The organism is Myxococcota bacterium (genome assembly GCA_035498015.1).
Lineage (GTDB): Bacteria > Myxococcota_A > UBA9160 > SZUA-336 > SZUA-336 > VGRW01.
On sequence record DATKAO010000108.1, the window covers coordinates 20804 to 43770 of the forward strand.

The window sequence follows — 22967 nt, forward strand, 5'->3', positions numbered from 1 at the left end:
CATGGCGCTCGAGCTCAAGCAGACCGTCAAGCTCACCCAGTCGCTGGTGATGACTCCCCAGCTGCAGCAGGCGATCAAGCTCCTGCAGCTGTCGCGGCTCGAGCTGCAGAACACGATCCAGCAGGAGCTGGTCGAGAACCCGGTGCTCGAGGAGGCGCTCGAGGACGAGGCGGCGCCCGAGGAGATCGCCGCCGACGAGAACGAGCCCGGCGAGGTGCCCGCGGCGCCCGAGGCCGCGCAGACCGCGGCCGCGGAGGCCGAGACGGCCACGCCCAGCACCGACGACATGGTCGGCGACCTCGACTGGGAGAGCTACATGGAGTCGAAGCCGCAGACCAGCCTGTCGCGCGGCGACGACGACCGGCCGGCGCTCGACGCGAACCTGACTCCGGCGACGTCGCTCAACGACCACCTGATCTGGCAGCTCGGCTTCGTGGAGCTGGAAGAGATCGAGCGCGAGATCGCGCTGCGCATCGTGTGGAACCTGAACGACGACGGCTATCTCCAGGAGGACCTCGAGGCGATCGCGGCCGAGACCAAGACCGAGGTCAGGACGGTCGAGAAGGTGCTGGCGCGCGTGCAGGAGCTCGACCCGGTGGGCGTGGCCGCGCGCAGCCTGGCCGAGTGTCTCTTGATCCAGATGCGGGTCGCGGGGGTCACCGAGGGCCTGGCCGTGCGCATCATCACCCAGCACCTCGACGCGCTGCAGAAGCACGACTTCCGCGGCATCGCGCGCATGGAGAACTGCGAGCTGGCCGAGGTCGCGGCGGCGGCCAAGCTGATCGGCTCGTTCGAGCCCCGGCCGGGCCGGCAGTTCGCGGGCGACGAGCCGGTCTACATCACCCCGGACATCTTCGTGCACAAGCTCGGCGACGAGTACCACGTGGTCCTGAACGAGGACGGCATGCCCAAGCTGCGCGTCAGCCTGGCCTACAAGCAGGTGCTGGCGAACAAGGACGGCAACGGCAAGCAGACGCGCGAGTACGTGCGCGAGAAGCTGCGCTCCGCGGTCTGGCTGATCAAGTCGATCCACCAGCGCCAGCGCACGATCGTGCGGGTCATGGAGTCGATCATCCGCTTCCAGCGCGAGTTCTTCGACAAGGGCCCGGAGCACCTGCGGCCGCTCAACCTGCGCGACGTGGCGGACGACATCGGCATGCACGAGTCCACGGTGTCGCGAGTCACCACCAACAAGTACACGCAGACCCCCCATGGGGTCTTCGAGCTCAAGTTCTTCTTCAACTCGAGCATCCGCACCTCCGACGGCGACGGGATCGCATCCGAGTCGGTCAAGGAGAAGATCCTGCAGATCATCCGGGCCGAGGACTCGCGCAATCCGCTCTCGGACCAGAAGATCGCGGAGCTGCTGTCCGACGCGAGCATCCAGATCGCGCGGCGGACCGTCACGAAATACCGCGAGGCGCTGCGTATCCTGTCTTCGACGCAGCGCCGGCAGATCGGCTAAATTCGCGACCGCTGCGGGCGGGGTTGGGTCCATGAAGCTCACCGACATTCTCGTGCGAGACGCATGTCGTACCGACCTGCACGGAGAGACCAAGCTCGAGGTCCTGCGCGAGCTGGCCGAGGCCCTGGCCGGCCAGGTGAGCGGGCTGGACCCGGACAAGCTGTACGGCATGCTGATCGAGCGCGAGAAGCTCGGCACCACGGCCATGGGCGACGGCATCGCGATCCCGCACGCCCGGATCGAGTCACTCCAGCGCCTGCTCGCGGTCTTCGGCCTGTCGCGCGCCGGCGTGCCCTTCGACTCGCTGGACGGTCAGGAGACCCACCTGTTCTTCCTCCTCGTCGCGCCCGGCAAGGAGGGCAGCGCGCACCTGCTGCTCCTGGCGCGCCTGTCGCGGCTGCTCGGCTCCGAGGCGTTCCGGGCGCGCCTGCGCCAGGTCCAGTCCACCGACGAGCTGTTCCGCGCCTTCGAGGAGGAGGAGTCGAGGCAGTAGATGGCCGCCGAGTCTCACGCGCCGCCGCGCATCCACGGCAGCCTGGTGGAGGTCGCGGGCGTGGGCGTCCTCTTGCTCGGGAAGAGCGGCATCGGCAAGAGTGAGTGCGCGCTCGAGCTGGTGATGCGCGGCCATCGCCTGGTCGCCGACGACGTGGTGCTCCTGGGCCGCGATGCCGACGGCGCGCCGCTGGGCTTCAGTCCCGAGCTGGTGCGCCACTACATCGAGCTGCGCGGGATCGGGATCGTGCACGTGCCGAGCCTGTTCGGCGAGCGCGCGGTCGCGGAGCGCACGCGGGTCGAGCTCGTGGTGCAGCTCGAGGCCTGGGGCGCGGGCGAGGTCGAGCGCGTGGGCCTGGACCAGCACAAGGAGGTGTTCGCCGGCTTCGAGATCGCGGCGCTGCACCTGCCGGTCGCGCCGGGCCGCAACATCGCCTCGCTGGTCGAGGTGGCGGCGCGCGTGCACCTGTTGCAGCGCCAGGGTCGCAGCGGGGCGGCGGAGCTCGACGAGCGCCTGTTCGCGCTGCTGCGTGGGCGCTCGTGAGTCTCGGGCCGTCGCTGGTGGTCGTCTCGGGTCTCTCGGGCGCGGGCCGCACGACCGCCATGAAGGCGCTCGAGGACCTGGGCTTCTTCTGCGTCGACAACCTGCCGGTGGTGCTGCTCGAGCCGTTCGTGGCGCTGTTCCGCGCCGGCAGCGACCGGCTGGCGGTGGCGGTCGACGTGCGCGAGCGCACGTTCCTGGCCGCGTTCCCCCACGTCCACGACCACCTGAAGGAGAGCGGCCTGCCGACGCAGCTCCTGTATCTCGACGCCGAGGACGAGGTGCTCGCGCAGCGCTTCAGCGAGACGCGGCGCGTGCACCCCACGCGCGGCAGCGGCTCGCTGTTCGACGACATCGGCCGCGAGCGCGAGATGATGCTGCCGATCGCGCGCCGCGCGGACCTCGTGATCGACACGAGTCACATGAGCGTGCACGATCTGAAGCGCCAGGTGACCCGGCACTTCACCGGCGCGCAGCGCACCGCGCCGATGGAGATCGAGCTGGTCTCGTTCGGCTTCCGCCACGGCGTGCCCGAAGCCGCCGACCTGATGATCGACGTGCGCTTCCTGCCCAACCCGAACTTCGAGCCCACGCTGCGCGAGCGCACGGGCCTGGACCCCGAGGTGGCGGCGTTCGTGCTCGAGGCGCCGGGCACGCGGGAGTTCATGGCGAAGCTGTGTGAGTTCGTCGACTTTCTCGTCCCGCGCTATCAGGAGGAGGGCAAGGCCCACCTCACGGTCGCGCTGGGCTGCACCGGGGGCCAGCACCGCTCGGTGGCGGTGGCCCGGGCGCTGGAAAGACATCTCACGGAGCGCAAGATTGACGTGCGGGTGACTCACCGCGACGTCCAACGCGCGCGGAGGACGGAATCGTGATCGGAATCCTCATCTTGTCCCACTACGGGCTCGCCGACGAGTTCGTGGGCGCGCTGCGCCACATCGTCGGTGAGCTGCCTCACGTGCGCGCCATCGGGCTCGATCCCGCGACCGCCACGCCGGAAGACATGCGGGCTCAGATCGACAAGGCGCTGCGCGAGGTGGACCAGGGGCAGGGGGCCCTGGTGCTGGTCGACATGTTCGGCGGCACCCCTTCGAACCTGTCACTCTCCTTCCTGGAGGAGGGCCGGATCGAGGTCGTGACTGGTGTGAATCTTCCCATGTTGGTCAAAGTCGCGCGGCCCAAGCCCGGCATGGGCATCCACGAGCTGGCCGAGACCGCGCGCGACTACGGCCGGCGCAACATCTCGGTGGCCAGCGACCTGCTCGCCAACCGCGCGGAGAAGCGGGACGCATGAGCCGCGCGGAGCGCGACTGCACGATCGCCAACCAGCTGGGGCTGCATCTGCGCGCCGCGGCTGCGTTCGTGAAGGTCGCCGAGCGCTTCAAGAGCGACGTCGCGCTCGAGCGCGAGGGGACGCGCGCCAACGGGAAGAGCATCATTGCGCTCGTGACTCTGGCCGCGCCCGTCGGCACGCAGGTGCGCGTGGTCGCCGACGGCGCGGACGCGGACGACGCCGTGGCCGCATTAGCGCAACTCATTTCGGACCGCTTCGGAGAAGGCGCGTGAAGTCGCGCGGCTCCGAGCACCGCGGACTGCCCGTCTCACCGGGAATCGCGATCGGTCCCGCGTACGTCCTACGGCGCGAGCGCATCGTGATTCCCGAGCACCGCATCCGCGACGAGCAGGCCGACGGCGAAGTCGAGCGCTTGCGCATGGCCTTTGCGTCGACGCGCGCCAAGCTCGACGAGATCAAGCGCGGCATGCAGGGCACGGGCCTGGTCGGCACGATCTTCGACGCGCAGTTCCTGTTCCTCGAGGACCCCACGCTCCTGCAGCACGCCGAGGCGAACATCCGCGAGCACGGGCTGAACGCGGAGTGGGCGCTGCAGCGCGAGCTGCGCCGGCTCGAGGAGCTGTTCGAGTCACTGCCCGACCCGTACCTGCGCGAGCGCGCCAGCGACATCGGCTTCATCGTGCGCCGCGTGCTGCAGGCGCTGATGGGCCGCGAGCCCGAAGGCCTGCGCAACGCGCCGCCCGGCGTGATCGTGGTGGCCGAGGACCTGTCACCCGGCGAGGTCGCACAGGTGACTCGCCAGAGCGTGGCCGGCTTCGTGACCGAGACCGGCTCGCGCACCTCGCACGTCACGATCATGGCGCGCAGCCTGGAGATCCCCGCGGTGGTCGCGGTGGGCGCCGAGCTCGTGCGCGAGCTGGCCGACGGAGTCACGCTGATTCTCGACGGCCGCACCGGCCGCGTGATCGTCGACCCCGATCCGACCACGATCGCCGAGTACCAGAAGCAGCTCGCCGACCTGAAGGCGCTGTCGCGCGAGCTGTTCCGCTACGTGGACCTGCCCGCCGAGACCAAGGACGGCGTGGCGATGAGCCTGCTCGCGAACGTCGACCAGCTGGAAGAGGCGCGCGACGCGCTGCGCTACGGCGCCGAGGGCATCGGGCTGTACCGCACCGAGTTCCTGTTCCTGAACCGGCACGACCTGCCCGGCGAAGACGAGCAGTGCGCGGCCTACGCGCGCATCCTGGCCGCGGTCGCGCCGTACTCGGCCACGATCCGCACGCTCGACATCGGCGGCGAGAAGGTTCCGACCGGCCTGGACCTCTCCGACGAGGCGAACCCGGCGCTCGGGCTGCGCGGCATCCGCATGTCGCACCACCGGCCCGACGTGTTCCGCACCCAGCTGCGGGCGCTCTTGCGGGCCAGCACCCAGGGGAAGCTGAAGATCCTCCTGCCCATGGTCTCCAGCCTGGCCGAGGTGGAGCAGGCGCGCGCGGCGCTCGACGTGGCCAAGCGCGAGCTGGCGCGCGAGCGGGTGGTCTTCGACCGCGACGTGCCGCTGGGCGTCATGATCGAGACTCCGGCCGCGGCCATGATCGTGGACCTGATCGCGCCCTACGCGGACTTCCTGTCGATCGGGACCAACGACCTCTTGCAGTACACGCTCGCGGTCGACCGCTCGAACGAACAGGTCGCCTATCTCTACGAGCCGCTGCACCCGGCGCACCTGCGCATGATCCAGCGCATCGGTCAGGCGGCGCGGCGCTCGGGAATCGTGGTCGGGATGTGCGGTGAGATGGCCGGTGACCCGCTGCACGTCTGGATCCTCCTGGCGCTGGGCATCCGCGAGCTCTCCATGGCGCCCTTCGCGATCCCGCTGCTCAAGCGCATCCTGCGCGACTCGACCGCAGCGGAAGCCCGCGAATTGCTGATGGAATGCCTGCGCCTGGGCGGCCCCCAGGACATCCGCCAGCGGGTCGAACAGAGGATGCGCGAGCGCTTTCCCGTTGAGTTTGAGCGAATGGCCCTTCAGGGTTAGGATTCGCCGCGATTCGGGGGAAAGGACGGCATTCTCATGGGGCGCAGACTGTTCACTTCGGAGTCGGTTTCGATGGGCCACCCCGACAAGGTGGCCGACCAGGTTTCCGACGCCGTGCTCGACGCGTATCTCGCGCAGGACCCGCAGAGCCGGGTCGCGTGCGAGACGCTGACCAAGACCGGCTTCGTCTGCGTCGCGGGTGAGATCACGAGCCAGGCTCACGTGAAGATCCCCGACGTCGTGCGCCAGGCGGTGCTCGACATCGGCTACGACGACTCGCGGCTCGGCCTGGACGGCGCGAGCTGCGGCATCCTGGTCGCGATCGAGGAGCAGTCGCCCGACATCTCGCAGGGCGTGACCGAGGGCGAAGGGCTCTACAAGGAGCAGGGCGCCGGCGACCAGGGAATGATGTTCGGCTACGCGTGCACCGAGACCGAGGAGCTCATGCCGCTGCCGATCATGCTGGCGCACAAGCTGGTCGCGCGGCAGGCCGAGTGCCGCATGTCGGGCGAGCTCGACTTCCTGCGGCCCGACGCGAAGTCACAGGTCACCGTCGAGTACGGCGGCACGGGCCCGATCCGGCTCGACGCGATCGTGCTCTCGACCCAGCACAGCCCCGACATCGCCTACGAGGCGCTGAAGTCGAAGGTGATCGACGCGATCGTGCGCCCGGTGCTGCCCAGACACCTGCTCGACGAGAACACGCGCATCTTCGTGAACCCGACCGGCCGCTTCGTGGTCGGCGGGCCGCAGGGCGACGCGGGAGTCACCGGCCGCAAGATCATCGTCGACACCTACGGCGGCATGGGCCGCCACGGCGGCGGCGCGTTCTCGGGCAAGGACCCCTCGAAGGTCGACCGCTCCGCCGCCTACGCCTGCCGCTGGGTGGCGAAGAACCTGGTCGCGGCCGGCGCCGCCGAGAGACTCGAGGTGCAGGTCAGCTACGCGATCGGCGTGGCCGAGCCGGTCTCGGTGCTGGTCGACACGTTCGGTACCGGCCACGTCGACGACGACCGGATCGAGCGCGCGATCCGCAAACGCTTCGACCTGACTCCGCGCGGGATCATCGATGCGCTCGACCTGCTGCGCCCGATCTACCGGCAGACCGCGTTCCACGGTCACTTCGGGCGCACCGGCGACGCGTTCACCTGGGAGAAGACCAGCCTGGCGGACGACCTGCGCCGGGACCTCGGTCTCTAACTCGAAGAGAGGTCCTCCATGTTCGATGCGTTCAAGGTCGCCGATCTTTCGCTGGCGGATTGGGGCCGCAAAGAGATCCGCCTGGCCGAGCACGAGATGCCCGGGCTCATGGCGCTGCGCAAACGCTTCGGTGCGGCCCAGCCGCTCAAGGGCGCGCGCATCATGGGCAGCCTGCACATGACGGTGCAGACCGCGGTGCTGATCGAGACGCTCACCGCGCTCGGCGCCGAGGTGCGCTGGTGCAGCTGCAACATCTTCTCGACCCAGGACCACGCCGCGGCGGCGGTGGCGGTGGGACCCCACGGCACGCCCAAGGACCCGCGCGGCATCGCGGTGTTCGCGTGGAAGGGCGAGTCACTCGAGGAGTACTGGTGGTGCACGCGCGAGGCGCTGCGCTTCCCCGACGGGGGCGGCCCGGACCTGATCGTCGACGACGGCGGTGACGCCACGCTCCTGATCCACAAGGGCCTCGAGTTCGAGAAGGCCGGGGCCGTGCCCGCGTTCAAGCGCGGCGCGGAGCCGGAAGAGTGGGGGATCATCCTCGAGCTCTTGCGCAAGATGCAGCGCGACGAGCCGGGTGTGTTCGGGCGCATCGCGCCGCGCATCCGGGGTGTCTCCGAGGAGACCACGACCGGCGTGCACCGGCTGTACCAGATGGAGAAGGCGGGCACGCTGCTCTTCCCGGCGATCAACGTGAACGACTCGGTCACCAAGTCGAAGTTCGACAACATCTACGGCTGCCGGCACTCACTGCCCGACGGCCTGGCGCGCGCCACCGACGTGATGCTGGGCGGCAAGGTCGCCGTGGTGATGGGCTTCGGCGAGGTCGGCAAGGGCTGCGCAGCCGCGCTGCGCGGCCAGGGCTGCCGCGTGATCATCACCGAGATCGATCCCATCTGCGCGCTGCAGGCCGCGATGGAGGGCTACCAGGTCACGACGCTCGACGAGGTGGTCGAGACCGCCGACATCTTCATCACCGCCACCGGCAACGTGAATCTGATCACGGTCGACCACATGGCGCGCATGAAGGACAAGGCGATCGTCGGCAACATCGGTCACTTCGACAACGAGATCGACATCGCGGGCCTGAAGCAGGGCGAGGGCATCCAGAAGGTCCAGATCAAGCCCCAGTACGACGAGTTCACCTTCCCCGACGGTCACTCGGTGCTGATCCTCGCCGAGGGCCGGCTGCTCAACCTGGGCTGCGCCACCGGTCACCCGAGCTTCGTCATGTCGGCCTCGTTCACGAACCAGGTGCTGGCGCAGCTCGAGCTGTGGAGCAACGCGGGCAAGTACCAGAAGAAGGTCTACGTGCTGCCGAAGTCACTCGACGAGGAGGTGGCGCGGCTGCACCTCGACCACCTGGGCGTGAAGCTGACCAAGCTCACGTCGGAGCAGGCCGCGTACATCGGCGTGCCCGTCGACGGACCCTACAAGCCCGATCACTATCGGTACTAGGCGTGCGCGCTCGGCTCGCCGCCGCCGCTGTCTCGCTCGCGCTGCTGGCAGGCACGTCGGTTGCCGACGAGCTGGTGCGGGTGCGGATCGCGGCGGGCGTCTCGAGCGTGACCGTCTCGGGCGACGACCTGCGCGCCGACGGCCACGCTCTGCGCGCCGGCAGCGTGGCGCTCAGCGCGGCGGGCGGGCAGGTGCGCTCGGGCGGCAAGGCGCGCGGTGACTCGATCGTGCTCGATGCTCGCGGGCCCGTGCGCGTCGACGGCCGGGCGTTCCTGGGCAGCGTGCGGGCCACGGCGCGCGGCGGCGTGCTCGAGCTCGTGAACGTGGTCCCGCTCGAGCCCTACGTGGCGAGCGCGATCGCCAGCGAGACACCGGCCGACTGGCCCGAAGAGGCGCTGAAGGCGCAGGCCGTGGTCGCGCGCACCTACGCGCTGCACGAGCGCGACCGGCGCGGCGCGGAGTCGTTCGACCTCGAGTCCTCGGTGATCTCGCAGCGCTACGGCGCGGGCCCGGTGCCCGAGGGCGCCGCGTCGGCCGCGCGCGCCACCGCCGGCGAGTATCTCGCCTTCGCCGGCCAGCCGATCCTGGCGGCGTTCCACTCGTCGTCCGGCGGCACCACCGCCTCGTCGGAGGAGGTCTGGGGCGAGGACCTGCCCTATCTGCGCAGTGTCTCGTCGCCCGACGACGCCGCACCCGACTACTTCTGGAGCTACGACATCTCGCTCGACGACCTGGCGGCCGCGCTGCGCGACGCGGGCTACGCGCCGGGGTCGCTCGACCGCGCGCACGTGACCGAGCGCAGCGACAGCGGGCGCGTCGAGCGCATCCAGCTGGGCTCGGTGCTGCTCTCGGGCCGCGACCTGCGCGAGCTGCTCGGCGGCCGCGCGCTGCGCAGCGCGCTGTTCGACGTGCGCGTCGAGGGCGGCCGCGCACGCTTCCTGGGCAGCGGCTCGGGCCACGGCGTCGGACTCTGTCAGTGGGGCGCGAGCGAGCTCGCGCGCCGGGGCTCGAGCTATCGCCGGATCCTGGCACACTACTATCCCGGCAGCGACCTGCGCCGAGTGCGCGCGAATGGCTCGACGCCGATCGACTGGAGCGCGCGGCGTTGAACACCCAGGCCGAGACCCAAGCCCCGAGCACCCCCCAGACTCCGCCGGCGGGATCGCCGGGCAGCATCCTGGGCAGCCCGATCTTCGTGCTCGTGGCGATGCTCCTGCTCACCTGGGCGCTGTTCATCCGCCCGCAGCAGCGCCGCGACAAGGAGCAGAAGGCCATGCTCTCGCAGATCGAGAAGGGCGACACGATCGTCACCACGGGCGGCATCCACGCGCGCGTGACCGGCGTGACCGACACGGTGCTCACGGTCGAGATCGCGCCGAACGTGCAGGGCGTGAAGCTCGACCGCAGCGCGGTCGCGTCGCGCGTCGCGAAGAAAGCCGACAAGTCGTGACCCTGCGCAACCGCTGGATCCTGATCGGCGCAGTCACGGCCATCATGGCCTACCTGTCGCTGCCGAGCTTCTTCCCGGAAGACCAGCGCAACGCTCACTGGTGGCTGCGCGGCGACGGCATGACGCTCGGGCTCGACCTGCAGGGCGGCATCCACTGGCTGCTGCGCGTGGACACCGACGCGGCCGTGCAGCGCGAGCTCGAGAAGGTCGCGAGCGCCGTGACCGACGCGGCGGGCGAGCAGAAGCTCGAGGGCGTCACCACCGAGATCAAGGGCGACACACTGCTCCTGCACGGAGACACTCCGGCGATCCGCAAGCTCCTGGACGAGAATGCCCCGCAGGTCGACGTCGACGAGCAGGAGGGCGCGCTCTCCGCCAAGCTGAAGGAGCGCTACAAGAAGGAGGCGATCGACCGCTACGCCGCCAGCGCCCTCGAGGTGCTGCGGCGCCGCGTCGACGGGCTGGGCGTGCGCGAGCCGATCATCGCGCCCCAGGGCGGCGGCCGGATCCTGGTGCAGATGCCGGGCGTGAAGGACCGCGAGGCCGCCGGCGACGTGCTGAAGAAGACCACCTTCCTCGAGTTCAAGGCCGTGACCGATTCCGCGCCGAGCAAGGAGCTGCTGCTCGCCAAGCTCAAGAACGGCGTGCCCGAGGACCAGGAGATCATCACCAGCGCGACGCGCGGCGGGAAGGAAGAAGAAGCGCTGCTCGTGCCCAAGAAGGCCGTGCTCAAGGGCGACATGCTCGAAGACGCGCGCATGGACTTCGATCGGCGCAACCGCCCGATCATCACGTTCCAGTGGAACTCGGAGGGCGCCAAGATCTTCCGCGACTTCACGGGCGCGAACATCGGCAACCGCCTGGCCGCGATCATCGACGGCCACGTGATCACCGCGCCCAAGATCCAGAGCCGCATCGGCCGCACCGGCGAGATCACCGGTGACTTCACGCGCGAGGAGGCGAGCAACACGGCCCTCCAGCTGCGCTCCGGCGCGCTGCCGATTCCGCTCGTGGTCGAGGAGGAGCGCACGGTCGGGCCGTCGCTGGGCGCGGACTCGATCCGCGACGGCGTGCACGCGTCGCTGCTGGGCGCGGGCCTCGTGTTCGTGTTCATGGCCATCTACTACAGCGTGACCGGCATGTTCGCGAACACGGCGCTGATCGTGAACGTGATCATGATCATCGGCCTGATGAGCGCGTTCAAAGCCACGATGACCCTGCCGGGCATCGCGGGTGTCGTGCTCACGGTCGGCATGGCGGTCGACTCGAACGTGATCATCTACGAGCGCATCCGCGAGGAGCTCCGCAAGGGCGAGCCCGCGCGCAAGGCGATCCAGGTCGGCTACGCGCGCTCGTTCTGGACCATCTTCGACGCGCACGTGACTGCGCTTCTGTCGTCCATGATCCTGGTCGTGATCGGCCGCGGCCCGGTGCAGGGCTTCGGAGTCACGCTCACGATCGGCCTCCTGGCGAGCATGTTCACCGCGCTGGTCGTGACTCGCGCGCTGATGGACACGTTCTACGGCCAACACCCCGAAAGGCTGCGCATCTGATGGAGCTCTTCAAGACCAAGACCCACATCGACTTCGTGCGGCAGATGCCGTTCATGGTCGCGTTCTCGATCACGATCATCGTGCTGTCGCTGGCCTCGATGGCCTTCAAGGGCTTCAACTTCTCGATCGACTTCGTGGGCGGCACGGTGATCGAGCTGCAGGCGCCGCCCGAAGCCGCCGACGTCGACGAGGCCAAGCTGCGCGGGATCATGGACAAGCTGGGCCAGCCCGACGCCACGATCGTGCGCCTGGGCAAGCCCGAGGAGCGCGAGTTCCGCATCAGCCTGCGCGGCTCGCAGGAGACCGACCGAGACCTGTCGGTGAACCTGCTGAAGGGCATCGGCGACTCACTGGGCGCGCCCGTGGTGGCGAAGAGCGTCGAGTCGGTCGGCCCGCGCGTGGGCGGCGAGCTGCGCCGCGCCGGCGTGCAGGCGATCATCCTGTCCTGGATCGGGATCCTGATCTACGTGTGGTTCCGGTTCGAGTGGCAGTACGCGCCGGGCGCGGTGCTCGCGCTGGTGCACGATGTGTGTTTCACCGCGGGGCTGTTCTCGCTGTTCGGCTGGGAGTTCGACATGAACGTCCTGGCGGCGCTGCTCGTGATCATCGGTTACTCGATGAACGACACGATCGTCATCTACGACCGCATCCGCGAGACCGTCGCCACGCGCGGCACGACCGAGCTCGAGAGCGTCGTGAACGAGGCCATCAACGCGACGCTGTCGCGCACGGTGCTGACCTCGGGGCTGACCCAGCTCGTGGTGGTCGCGATCCTGCTCGTCGGCGGGCCCGTGCTGCGCGGCTTCGCGCTCGCGCTGTTCATCGGGATCGTGATCGGCACGTACTCGTCGATCTACGTGGCGAGCGCGGTCCTGATCTGGCTGGCGCGCCGCTACGGGCACGTGGTGCAGGCGCCGAAGCCTTCGGGTCAGCGCCGGGACCGCGCGCGCCGCGCGACGACGACGAGCTGAACGGCGCTCAGCTCGCCTTCTGGCCGACGATCGGCGAGGGCGCGGCCTCGAGCTTCTTCTCCGCGGGGCGGAGCTGCTTCTCGAGCGCGCTCGCTTCCTTCATGGTGATGGCGCCGTTGATCACGGCACCCTCGGCCACGGTGAGCCGCGGGGCGATCAGGTCGCCCTGGATGCGGCCCGTCTCGCGCACCTCGATGCGCTCGCTCGCGATCACGTTGCCCGCGATCTTCCCCACGACGGTCACCTGCTTGGCCGACACCTCGCCCTGGATATCGCCGTTGGGCCCGATCGTGAGGTGGAAATTCCGCAGTGACACGCGGCCTTCGACGCGCCCCTCGAGGATCGTGTCCTCGTCGCCGACGACGTCGCCCTTGATGCTGATCGACTTCCCGATGTTCGCCATCTCGTAACCCCCCGGGTGGCGGCGCTCCGGCGGCGTCGGGCTCGGCGTCGTGATCGGCGGTGCGCTGATCACTCGGCTCGGCTCGACGCTGCGCTCTTGCGCTTCACCCTCACCCTTGTTTTTCCACAACGCCATGATCACCCCGAACGTACTGGCGCCGCATGCGCACTTACGTTGCGGCGCGCTGCGGCTTCCGTTCCGTGAGACGGCTCACAAACCCACCATCGTCGACGACGACGGCGAGGCGCAGGGTACTCCCCAGCGGCAGAAGCTGACAACCGCGTCTCCCGGGCAGGGTGCCCACGCGACCATCCGGAGCGTGGGTAGGGTGCCCACGCGACAATCCGGAGCGTGGGTAGGGTGCCCACGCGACAATCCGGAGCGTGGGTAGGGTGCCCACGCGACAATCAGTACTGATCCATGCCCCGGTCGCGTTCCTGTTCGACGGAGATTCCCCTCGATTCGAGCAGCGTCCCCTGCGCGCGCTCGAGCGCGGAGATCGCGACGCGGTAGTTCCGCAGCGCCGTGATCTCGCGGCCCTGCGCGCTGAGGAAGTCGTCCTGGAAGAGCGAGACGTTGTGCGGCGTCGAGTCACCCAGCCGCAGGCGCTCTTGCTCCGCGCGCAACGCCTCTTCGGATGCGACGCGCTGGCGCTGCGCGGCCTTGACCGCGTCGATGTTGCTCTGCAGCTCGCGCACGGCGCTGCGCACGTCGAGCACCACGTCCTGGCTGGTGCGCGAGTAGACGGTCTTCGCGCGCCGCAGCTCGATCTTGCGCTGCACGTAGCGCGCGTCGGCCGTGTCGTTCGGGATCGGATAGCTGAAGGTCGCGCCGACGCTCCAGCTGTGGAAGCCGTGGCCGTCGAAGAAGCTCGAGTTCGCCGCCGCGGGCGTGCGCCCGAAGCCGAAGTCGGGCTGGTTCTGCACCGGGACCTGGGTGCCCGAGTAGAAGTCGTCGGCGGTGCCGGGAATCGTGTCGAGTCCCGGGTTCAGCGCGGAGGTCACGGGGTTGATGCTGAGCCCCGGCTGCGGCTGGCCGGTGATGCCCAGGGTGTTGTTCAGGCGCGTGGGCCCGAACAGCACCACGCCCGGCTTCGTCTTCTGTGACCCCGAGAGTCCGTTCATGGTGTAAGTCGCACCCAGGTTCAACAGCGGCAGCTTCTGGTTCCAGCTCCACTTCTCCGCCATGTCCGCCTGCTCGACCTGCATGGCCGCAGTCGACAGCTCGGGCCGGTTCACGCGCGCTTTCTCCACCGCGGCGTTCACGTCGACCTGGTACTCGACGAAGTCCGGATCGTGGGTGCGGATGTTCGTGTTGGCGTAGTCGTTGATGTCGGGGGCCAGGATCACCGTCAGCAGGTTGTCTTGCGCGCGGCGCACGTTGTTCAGCGCCGTGATGTGCTCCGACTCGCGCTGGGCGAGCGTGGCTTCGGCCTGGGTCACGAGCACCTTCGAGACCGTGCCTACCTGGTACTGGACCTGCGTCTGGTCGAGCAGCTCGTGCGCCGTGTCGAGCGCCTGCTGCGTCGCGACCTCGAGTGCGCGGAAACCCGAGAGGTCCCAGTACGCGGTCTCGACGCGCAGCACGCCGTCCTCGAGCAGACTGCGGAAGTTCTCGTCGCTGATCTTCTGGTCGAGGCGCGAACGCCGAACGAGATAGTCGGGCGTGCCCCAGTACAGGTCGCGCAGCAGGGGCAGGGTGAAGGCGCTGGCCCAGGCCGCGGTGTACTGCGGCTTGAGCGAAGTGAGTCCCGAGGTCGAGCTCAGGTCCTGGAACACGTAGCCCGAGGTGTAGCTCGCGCCGTAGGGCAAGATGCCGTTCAGGCTCGTGCCGTAGTTCTTGCTGTTGTCCTCGGTGCGATCGCCGACCGTGCCGAAGAACGCCTGCAGCGAGCTGGCGACGGGCGTCTCGCTGTGGTTCTGCAGGAACGTTCCGTTCAGCGTCGGGTCCCACACGCCCTCGGCCTCGCGCACGCGCTCGCGCGCCAGCGCGGGATCGTTGCGGATGATCTGCAGGTTCAAGCTGTTCTCCAGCCCGAGCTGCACGGCCTGCTGCACGCTGAGGTCGAGGTCGTGGCCGAGCACGTCCTCGGGCTTCAGCTCCTGCGCGGCCGCGGCGCGCGCGATGGCGATCACCAGGAACAGAGTCATCCCTCGAGAGCAGCTCATGTCTTCTCCGTGGCGCCGACTCCGTGAAGGAAGAAGTCGACGATGGCTTCGGCGTCGCGTTCGACGCTCTTCAGTGACGCGTTCTGGATGCGGTCGATGATCGCGCCGCGCATGGTCTCGATCAGGAAGCGCGCGGCGCGCCGGGTGTCACACTTGCGCAGCTCGCCGCTGTGTGCGCCCGCCTCGACGATGGACAGCACGTACTGCAAGAGGCTTTCGCGGTTCTCCTCGAGCTTGCGCCCCAGGAGTGACTCGCGGCGGAAGCCGAGCTGGGTGCGCTCCTGCACCACGCGGAAGATCTCGCGGTTCTCGCGCGTGTGCTCGAGCGCAGCGCGCATCAGCGCCACGAGCTGGGCCTTCGTGCCGCGCGCGCGCGCGGTCTGCGCGCGGGCGCGCGCGATCAGCTCCTCGTAGCCGAGCTGCGCCACGTTGGCGAGCAGGTCTTCCTTGTTGCGGAAGTAGAGATAGATCGTGCCCTTGGAGATCCCGGCCTCGCTGGCGATGCGCTCCATCGACGCGTCGTCGAAGCCCGACTCGCCGATCACGCGCCGCGCCGCGCGCACGATCTCGCTCGTGCGGAAGTCCTTGATGACTTCCTCTTTCGTCCGCGCGTGATGCGGCGCCGCCACGGTTCCCCCAAATCTCGGTTCAGTGCGATGAAACGAGGTCCAGTCGACTGAACGCTCAGTCATCAGCCTACGCGGACAGGCAGGGCATGTGCAACTCGCCCGGTGCCCCGAGCCGAAGTGTTACGATGGGCGCGGCCGGGCAGGGTGGGCGACGGTTCCGGGGGGTCGTCTTGGCGGCAGGGGCCAGGAAATGGGAAGTGAAGGTCGGTGAGCTCGCGGTATACCCCGGGCACGGCGTCGCACGCGTCGAGGCCCTGCAGGTGCGGGAGATCGCCGGCCGCCGGCTCGAATTCCTGGTGCTGCGCAAGCTCGACGACGAGTCGCGCATCCTGATCCCGCGCGACCGGATCGAAGAAGTGGGTCTGCGCCCGCCGATCGAGGGCAACGACGCCGCGCGCATCTGGAAGATCCTGAAGGAGCGCAAGCGCACGCGGCCGCGCAGCGGCATTGCCTGGAGCCGCCAGTTCCGCGAGCTGCAGGAGAAGCTGAAGGTCGGCACGATCTTCGAGACTGCCGAGGTGCTGCGCGACCTGCTGCGGCTGCAGCACACCAAGGAGCTGTCGTTCGGCGAGCGCAAGCTGCTCGAGAACGCCCGCTCGCTGCTCGTGCAAGAGCTCGCCGCTGCGGAGAAAACCGGCGCGGAAGAGATCGAGGCTTCGATCCGCGCGGCGGTCAAGTAGCGTTATATTCGAAAGCCATGCGTGCGCTGGCTGTGGTGCTCGCGGCCGGGCAGGGAGTCCGCCTGGGCCGAGACGTCCCGAAGGGATTCGTGCGCCTGCGCGGCCGGACTCTTCTCGAGTGGAGCGTGGCGGCGCTGGCGCGCAGCGCCGAGGTCGAAGCGATCCAGCCGGTGCTGCCACCGGGTCTCTCCGCCGAGCCGATCTCGGGCCTGGGCGAGGTCGCCTGGCTTCCGCCCGTGACCGGCGGCGAACGGCGCCAGGACTCGGTGCTGCGCGGGCTCGAGGCCGGCGCGGCGGCGCGGCCGGACCTGCGCTGGGTGCTGGTGCACGACGCGGCGCGCTGCCTGGTCGAGCCCGCCGACGTGGCGGCCGTGCTCGCGGCGGCGCGCGAGACCGGCGCGGCCCTGCCGGTGCTGCCCGCGAGTGACACCGTGAAGCTGCTCGACGGAGCCCGCGTCGAGCGCACGCTCGAGCGCGCCCGGCTCGGGCTCGCACAGACGCCGCAGGCATTCCGGATCGAGGTCCTGCGGGAAGCGCTCGAGAAGGCCGAACGCGACGGCTTCGAGGGCACCGACTGCGCGTCGCTGGTCGAGCGGCTGGGCGTCGAGGTGCGCACCTCGGCCGGCCGCGCCGGGAACTTCAAGGTGACCCATCCCGAGGACCTGGCGCGCGCGGAGGCCGCGCTGGCCGCGCGCGGAGACGCGTGATGCGCATCGGGCAGGGCTACGACGTACACCGGCTGGTGTCGGGGCGGGCGCTCCTGCTGGGCGGCGTGCGCATTCCGCACGCGCGCGGGCTCGAAGGTCACTCCGACGCCGACGTGCTCGCGCACGCGGTCGGCGACGCCTTGCTGGGGGCGCTGGGCCAGGGCGACCTGGGCGTGCACTTCCCGTCGAGCGACGCGCGCTGGAAGGACGCCGCGGGCTCACTCCTGTTGAGTCAGATCGTCGCCAAGCTCGCGCCGGCCGGCCTCGCGATCGCCAACGTCGACGCCACGATCATCGCGCAGGAGCCGCGTCTCGCGCCGTTCCGGATCGAGATCCAGGAGAGCCTGGCGAAGCTGCTCGGCGTGGAGCGCGAGCGCGTGAACGTGAAGCTCAAGAGCAGCGACGGCCTGGGGGCGATGGGCCGCGCGGAGGGCATCGCCGCGCAGGCGGTCGTGCTGCTGGAGCGGGCCGCGCGATGAGCGAGCTCGTGCTCTACAACACGCTGACCCGGCGCAAGGACCCGTTCGTGCCGCTCGAGCCGGGCTTCGTGCGCATCTACTCCTGCGGGCCCACGGTCTACAGCCGCCAGCACCTGGGCAACCTGCGCGCCTACGTGTTCGCGGACCTCTTGAACCGCACGCTGCGCTACTTCGGCTACCGGGTGAAGCACGTCATCAACATCACCGACGTGGGTCATCTGACCAGCGACGCCGACTCGGGCGACGACAAGATGGAGAAGGCGGCGCGCGAGTCGCACCAGAGCGCCTGGGACATCGCGGCCAAGTGGACCGGCGTGTTCCGCGCCGACCTGGCGAAGCTCGCCTTCCGCGAGCCCGACGTCTGGTGCAAGGCGACCGACTACATCCCCGAGCAGATCGCGATGATCCGGACCTTGGCTGCGAAGGGCTTCACATACGCGACCCGCGACGGGCTGTACTTTGACACCTCGAAGGACCCGCACTACGGCGAGCTCGCGCGCCTGGATCTCGCCGAGCAGGAGACCCAGGAGCGCATCGAGCACGCCAGCGAGAAGCGAAACGCCGCGGACTTCGCGCTGTGGAAGCTCTCGCCGCCGGGGGAGTCACGACAGATGGAGTGGGACAGTCCCTGGGGCCGCGGCTTTCCCGGCTGGCACATCGAGTGCTCGGCGATGAGCGTGAAGCACCTCGGCGAGCGCTTCGACATCCACACCGGCGGCGTCGACCACATCCCCGTGCACCACCCCAACGAGATCGCGCAGTCCGAGGCGGCGCTGGGCGTGCACCCGTGGGTGCCGTACTGGCTGCACGGCGGCTGGCTCATGTTCGGTGACTCGAAGCTGTCGAAGTCGACGGGCGGGAGCGTCTTGAACCTCGACGCGCTGCTCGACGCGGGCATCGCCGCGCTCTCCTACCGCTACTTCCTGCTGGGCGGTCACTACCGCCAGCAGCTCGCGTTCTCGGAGGAGGCCATCCGCGGCGCCGAGCAGTCGCGCAAGCGCCTCCTGCGCCATGCGCTCGAGGCGCGCGAAGACGCGTCGAGCCGCGGGCCGGAAGAAGCGGCCGAGCTGCGCGCGCGTTTCCGCGCCGCGCTGGCCGACGACCTGAACGCGCCGCGCGCGCTCGCGGTGGCCTGGGAGGTGGCGCGCAGCGACTCACTGGGCGGGCGCGAGAAGTGGCAGCTCTTGTGCGAGTTCGACCAGGTGCTGGGGCTCGGCCTGGCCGACGCCAAGCCCGAGGAGCAGGAGAGCGACGCCGAGATCGACGCGCTGGTGCGCGCGCGCGATGCCGCGCGCGCCGCCAAGGACTGGAAGCGCGCCGACGAGCTGCGCGGCGAGCTCAAGCGCCGCGGCATCACCTTGACCGATTCGCCGCAGGGCACACGGTGGAAGCGTGGCTGACTTCGAGGTCGTCTCCGACTACCGGCCGCTCGGCGACCAGCCGCGCGCGATCGAGGAGCTGGTGGATGGCCTGACCCGGGGTATCTCGCACCAGACGCTGCTCGGCATCACGGGCAGCGGCAAGACCGCGACCATGTCGTGGGTGATCGAGCGCGTGCAGCGCCCCACGCTGGTCATGGCGCCGAACAAGACCCTGGCCGCGCAGCTCTACGGCGAGTTCAAGAAGCTGTTCCCCAAGAACGCCGTCGAGTACTTCGTCAGCTACTACGACTACTACCAGCCCGAAGCCTACATCCCGACCACCGACACCTACATCGAGAAGGACTCCTCGATCAACGAGGAGATCGACAAGCTGCGCCACTCCGCGACGCGTTCGGTGTTGTCACGGCGCGACGTGATCGTGGTGGCGAGTGTCTCGTGCATCTATGGCCTGGGCTCGCCCGAGACCTACGGCCAGATGCACGCCTACGTCGAAGTCGGCCAGCGCATGCGCCGCGACGAGTTCACGCGCAAGCTGGTCGACATGCTCTACGACCGCAACGACCTCGACTTCCACCGCGGCACGTTCCGCGTGCGTGGCGACGTGGTCGAGGTGTTTCCGGCCTACGAAGACGAGCGTGCGATCCGAGTCGAGTTCTTCGGCGACGAGGTCGACACCATCTCCGAGATCGACCCGTTGCGCGCGCGCGTGCTCGCCAAGCCGCGCGTGGCCGTGGTGTTCCCGAACAGTCACTACGTGCAGACCCGCGAGCGGCTCGAGCGCGCGATCGAGGGCATCCGCGGCGAGCTCGACGAGCGCATCCAGCAGTTCAAGGGCGAGAACAAGCTGCTCGAGGCGCAGCGCATCGAGCAGCGCACCATGTACGACCTCGAGATGCTGTCCGAGATGGGCTTCTGCCACGGCGTCGAGAACTACTCGCGCTGGCTCGACGGTCGGGTGCGCGACCAGCCGCCGTACACGCTGATCGACTACTTCCCCAAGGACTTCCTGTGCTTCGTCGACGAGAGTCATGTGACCGTGCCGCAGATCGGCGGCATGTTCCGCGGCGACCGCCGGCGCAAGGACACACTGGTGGACTTCGGCTTCCGGCTGCCCTCGGCGGTGGACAACCGGCCGCTGCGCTTCGAGGAGTGGGAGCAGCGCGTCGGCCAGGTGCTGTTCGTGTCGGCCACCCCGGCCGAGTACGAGCTCGAGAAGAGCGTGGGCGTGGTGGTCGAACAAATCATCCGCCCCACGGGTCTGATCGATCCCCAGGTCGTGCTGCGGCCGGCCAAGAACCAGGTCGAGGACCTGCTCGGCGAGATCCGCGAGCGCGTGGCGCTCGGCGACCGCGTGCTGGTGACCACGCTGACCAAGCGCATGGCCGAGGAGCTGACCAGCTATTACCAGGACGTGGGGATCCGCGTGCGCTACCTGCACTCCGAGGTGCCGACGATCGAGCGCACCGAGATCCTGCGCGACCTGCGCAACGGCGAGTTCGACGTTCTGGTCGGGATCAACCTGCTGCGCGAGGGCCTGAACCTGCCCGAAGTGTCTCTGGTCGCGATTCTCGACGCCGACAAGGAGGGCTTCCTGCGCTCGACGCGCTCGCTGATCCAGACCATGGGCCGCGCCGCCAGGAACGTGCGCGGGCTGGTGCTGCTCTACGCCGACGTCGAGACCGACTCGATCCGCGACGCCATGGCCGAGACCACGCGCCGGCGCGCGCTCCAGGCCGAGTACAACGAGAAGAACGGAATCACTCCGCGCACCGTGGAGAGCGCGATCACGGCGCTCTCCGACAGCCTGTACGAGGCCGACTACGTGACGGTGCCGAAGGCGGCCGACCTCGACTTCAGCCCCGAGGAGCTGCGCAGCGAGGTCCAGAAGCTGCGCGCGCAGATGCGCAAGGCCGCCGAGGACCTCGACTTCGAGCGCGCGGCCGAGCTGCGCGACCGCATCAAGACACTCGAGGAGGGCGCGCTGCTGGCGGGCTACGAGGGCGAAGCCGGCGCGAGCCAGCCCGCTGCGGCCTCGCCCCGGCGCGGCGGCGGCATGCGCGGGCCCGGCGGCAGACGGGGCGGCGGGCGCAGGCGGCGGTGACTCCGCTCGAGGAGCGCATCGCGCTGCTCCCGGTCGAGCCCGGCGTCTACCTGTTCCGCGACGCCGACGCGCGCGTGCTCTACGTGGGCAAGGCGCAGAGCCTGCGCGCGCGCGTGCGCAGCTACTTCAACCGCGGCGGCGACGGCCGCATGCAAGTGCCGTTTCTGGTCGAGCGCATCGCCGACGTGGAGGTGATCGCCACCGCCAACGTGAAAGAGGCGCTGCTGCTCGAGAACCAGCTGATCAAGCAGCACAAGCCGCGCTTCAACGTGCGGCTGCGCGACGACAAGAACTACCTCGCCCTGCGGCTCGATCCCGAGGAGCCGTACCCGCGCTTCACCGAGACACGGCGCTTCGCGCGCGACGGAGCGCTGTACTTCGGGCCGTACACCTCGAGTCTCTCGCTGCGCGAGACGCTGGCCACCCTGCAGCGCATCTTCCCGCTGCGCACCTGCAGCGACCCGGTGTTCCGCAGCTACCGGCGCCAGGGCCGGCCGTGTCTCGAGCACTCGATCGGACGCTGCGCGGCGCCGTGCTGCGGGCGCATCTCGGACGAGGCCTACGGCGAGCTGGTCTCGGGGGCCGCCTTGTTCATGCGCGGCAAGGCCGAGGACCTGCTGGCCGAGCTGAAGCAGCGCATGCGCGCTGCCGCCGAGGCGGAGCGCTTCGAGGAGGCGGGCCGGCTGCGCGACCGCGTGCGCGCGGTCGAGCGCACCGTCGAGTCACAGGCCATGGTCTCGCGCCAGTTCGTGGACCGCGACGCGTTCGGCATCGCGCGCGAGGGGCCGCGGCTGGAGATCCAGGCGCTGCACGTGAGACAGGGCAAGATCGCGGGCAGCGCCTCGTACCAGTTCCGCGACGTGGCGGGCGACGACGCCGAGGCGCTCGGCTCGTTCCTGACCCAGTTCTACGCCGAGCGCGAGATCCCGCGCGAGGTGCTGGTACCGGTCGAGCTCGAGAGCGCCGCGGCGTTCGAGGAGCTGTGGCGCGAGCGCGCCGGGCACGCGGTCGAGATCGCGCTGCCCAAACGCGGCGAACGCCGCCGGCTGGTCGAGCTCGCGACCCGGAACGCCGCGCTCGCGCTCCAGGCGCGCGACCAGAAGGAGCAGAACACGGCCGAGCTGCTCGAGTCGGTGCGCGAGGCGCTGCGGCTCGAGCGCGTGCCCGTCACGATCGAGTGCTACGACATCTCGCACCTGCAGGGCAGTCTGGGCGTGGCGTCGCGGGTCTCGTTCGTAGACGCGCGCCCGAACAAGGCCGGCTACCGGAAATACAAGCTGCGCGAGACCCAGCCGGGCGACGACTACGGAGCCATGCGCGAGGTGCTGCGCCGGCGGCTCGAGAGACTCGAGAGCGAGCCCGCGCCCGACCTCCTGCTGCTCGACGGCGGCAAGGGCCAGCTCAACGCGGCGCGCGCGCTGTTCACGGACCTGGGCGTCGAGGGCATCGCGCTGGCCTCGCTGGCCAAGGAGCGCGACGAGGAGTCAGCCTCACCGCGCGTCTTGCGCCACGGCGGGCAGAAGCGCGAGAAGCTGTTCCTGCCGGCCGTGAAGGACCCGATCCTGCTTGCGACCGACTCGCCGGCGCTCTTGCTCCTGCAGCGGGTGCGCGACGAGTCACACCGCTTCGCGATCTCCTATCACCGCGAGCTGCGCCGCAAGTCGCAGTTCCGCTCGATCCTCGACGAGCTGCCGGGCATCGGCCCGACCCGCCGGCGCGCGCTGCTGCGCCACCTGGGCAGCCTGGAGAAGGTGCGCGCCGCGACGCTCGAGGAGCTCGCAGCGGTGCCCAAGCTGGGCCGGCGCGCGGCTGCCATCGTGCACCGCTTCTTCCACCCCGAGGTGCCCGCTGAAGTAACCCCGCCCGAGCTGACCCCATCCGAGGTGACCGACGGGGTCAAGTCGGACACACCCGCCGCCGATCCTACCCCCGAGTCGGACCTTTCCTAGTCCGTTC

The 22967-nt window shown here is 69.6% G+C and carries 22 protein-coding genes; 19 read left to right on the top strand and 3 right to left on the bottom strand.

What is annotated here, in order from left to right:
• Position 1 precedes the first annotated feature (1 nt).
• The 13 genes from rpoN to secF are packed head-to-tail and all read left to right on the top strand — an operon-like array spanning position 2 to position 12462.
• The gene (gene rpoN / locus VMR86_09475) at positions 2-1465 is read left to right on the top strand and encodes an RNA polymerase factor sigma-54 (protein HTO07271.1); all 1464 of its coding nucleotides are present in this window, start codon (positions 2-4) and stop codon (positions 1463-1465) included.
• 31 nt (positions 1466-1496) lie between these two features.
• The gene (locus VMR86_09480) at positions 1497-1958 is read left to right on the top strand and encodes a PTS sugar transporter subunit IIA (protein ID HTO07272.1); all 462 of its coding nucleotides are present in this window, start codon (positions 1497-1499) and stop codon (positions 1956-1958) included.
• Entirely contained in the window at positions 1959-2501 is a 543-nt protein-coding gene (locus tag VMR86_09485; protein HTO07273.1) for a hypothetical protein, read from the top strand.
• Positions 2498-3373 (top strand): RNase adapter RapZ, encoded by an 876-nt coding sequence (rapZ, locus tag VMR86_09490; GenBank protein HTO07274.1) that lies wholly within the window; start codon positions 2498-2500, stop codon positions 3371-3373. Before VMR86_09485 ends, rapZ begins: the two co-directional genes overlap by 4 nt.
• Positions 3370-3792, top strand: coding sequence for a PTS sugar transporter subunit IIA (locus VMR86_09495; protein HTO07275.1), 423 nt, complete (start codon positions 3370-3372; stop codon positions 3790-3792). The genes rapZ and VMR86_09495 overlap by 4 nt, the downstream gene beginning before the upstream one ends.
• Positions 3789-4064: an HPr family phosphocarrier protein gene (locus VMR86_09500; GenBank protein HTO07276.1), complete on the top strand. Its 276-nt coding sequence runs from the start codon at positions 3789-3791 to the stop codon at positions 4062-4064. The genes VMR86_09495 and VMR86_09500 overlap by 4 nt, the downstream gene beginning before the upstream one ends.
• On the top strand, positions 4061-5830 hold the full coding sequence (gene ptsP / locus VMR86_09505; GenBank protein ID HTO07277.1) for a phosphoenolpyruvate--protein phosphotransferase: 1770 nt from the start codon (positions 4061-4063) through the stop codon (positions 5828-5830). The genes VMR86_09500 and ptsP overlap by 4 nt, the downstream gene beginning before the upstream one ends.
• A 36-nt stretch (positions 5831-5866) precedes the next feature.
• Positions 5867-7030 carry a methionine adenosyltransferase gene (gene metK, locus VMR86_09510; GenBank protein ID HTO07278.1) on the top strand — a complete coding sequence of 388 codons (1164 nt, stop codon included), beginning with the start codon at positions 5867-5869 and terminating at the stop codon, positions 7028-7030.
• Positions 7031-7048: 18 nt separating this feature from the next.
• Positions 7049-8488, top strand: a complete 1440-nt coding sequence (gene ahcY, locus VMR86_09515; protein HTO07279.1) for an adenosylhomocysteinase — start codon at positions 7049-7051, stop codon at positions 8486-8488.
• A gap of 2 nt (positions 8489-8490) precedes the next feature.
• Positions 8491-9597 (top strand): SpoIID/LytB domain-containing protein, encoded by a 1107-nt coding sequence (locus VMR86_09520; GenBank protein HTO07280.1) that lies wholly within the window; start codon positions 8491-8493, stop codon positions 9595-9597.
• Positions 9594-9938, top strand: coding sequence for a preprotein translocase subunit YajC (gene yajC / locus VMR86_09525; protein HTO07281.1), 345 nt, complete (start codon positions 9594-9596; stop codon positions 9936-9938). Before VMR86_09520 ends, yajC begins: the two co-directional genes overlap by 4 nt.
• Complete coding sequence (gene secD / locus VMR86_09530; protein HTO07282.1) at positions 9935-11491, top strand: protein translocase subunit SecD; 1557 nt, start codon at positions 9935-9937, stop codon at positions 11489-11491. The genes yajC and secD overlap by 4 nt, the downstream gene beginning before the upstream one ends.
• Positions 11491-12462: a protein translocase subunit SecF gene (gene secF, locus VMR86_09535; GenBank protein HTO07283.1), complete on the top strand. Its 972-nt coding sequence runs from the start codon at positions 11491-11493 to the stop codon at positions 12460-12462. The genes secD and secF overlap by 1 nt, the downstream gene beginning before the upstream one ends.
• Positions 12463-12469: 7 nt before the next feature.
• Here the strand turns inward: secF and VMR86_09540 are convergent, their stop codons facing one another.
• The 3 genes from VMR86_09540 to VMR86_09550 all read right to left on the bottom strand — a co-directional run bounded on the left by VMR86_09540 (position 12470) and on the right by VMR86_09550 (position 15662).
• Complete coding sequence (locus tag VMR86_09540) at positions 12470-12937, bottom strand: polymer-forming cytoskeletal protein (GenBank protein HTO07284.1); 468 nt, start codon at positions 12935-12937, stop codon at positions 12470-12472.
• A gap of 335 nt (positions 12938-13272) precedes the next feature.
• The gene (locus tag VMR86_09545) at positions 13273-15033 is read right to left on the bottom strand and encodes a TolC family protein (protein ID HTO07285.1); all 1761 of its coding nucleotides are present in this window, start codon (positions 15031-15033) and stop codon (positions 13273-13275) included.
• Entirely contained in the window at positions 15030-15662 is a 633-nt protein-coding gene (locus VMR86_09550; protein HTO07286.1) for a helix-turn-helix domain-containing protein, read from the bottom strand. Before VMR86_09550 ends, VMR86_09545 begins: the two co-directional genes overlap by 4 nt.
• A gap of 197 nt (positions 15663-15859) precedes the next feature.
• On the opposite strand from VMR86_09550, the gene VMR86_09555 reads away from it, so the two are divergent.
• From VMR86_09555 to uvrC, 6 genes are read left to right on the top strand one after another with little or no spacing between them, the layout of a single operon-like run.
• Positions 15860-16342, top strand: coding sequence for a CarD family transcriptional regulator (locus tag VMR86_09555; GenBank protein ID HTO07287.1), 483 nt, complete (start codon positions 15860-15862; stop codon positions 16340-16342).
• A gap of 17 nt (positions 16343-16359) precedes the next feature.
• On the top strand, positions 16360-17049 hold the full coding sequence (ispD, locus tag VMR86_09560) for a 2-C-methyl-D-erythritol 4-phosphate cytidylyltransferase (GenBank protein HTO07288.1): 690 nt from the start codon (positions 16360-16362) through the stop codon (positions 17047-17049).
• Complete coding sequence (gene ispF / locus VMR86_09565; GenBank protein HTO07289.1) at positions 17049-17528, top strand: 2-C-methyl-D-erythritol 2,4-cyclodiphosphate synthase; 480 nt, start codon at positions 17049-17051, stop codon at positions 17526-17528. The genes ispD and ispF overlap by 1 nt, the downstream gene beginning before the upstream one ends.
• Positions 17525-18928: a cysteine--tRNA ligase gene (gene cysS / locus VMR86_09570; GenBank protein ID HTO07290.1), complete on the top strand. Its 1404-nt coding sequence runs from the start codon at positions 17525-17527 to the stop codon at positions 18926-18928. The genes ispF and cysS overlap by 4 nt, the downstream gene beginning before the upstream one ends.
• On the top strand, positions 18921-21011 hold the full coding sequence (gene uvrB / locus VMR86_09575) for an excinuclease ABC subunit UvrB (protein ID HTO07291.1): 2091 nt from the start codon (positions 18921-18923) through the stop codon (positions 21009-21011). The genes cysS and uvrB overlap by 8 nt, the downstream gene beginning before the upstream one ends.
• On the top strand, positions 21008-22960 hold the full coding sequence (gene uvrC, locus VMR86_09580; protein HTO07292.1) for an excinuclease ABC subunit UvrC: 1953 nt from the start codon (positions 21008-21010) through the stop codon (positions 22958-22960). Before uvrB ends, uvrC begins: the two co-directional genes overlap by 4 nt.
• The last annotated feature ends 7 nt before the right edge of the window (positions 22961-22967 follow it).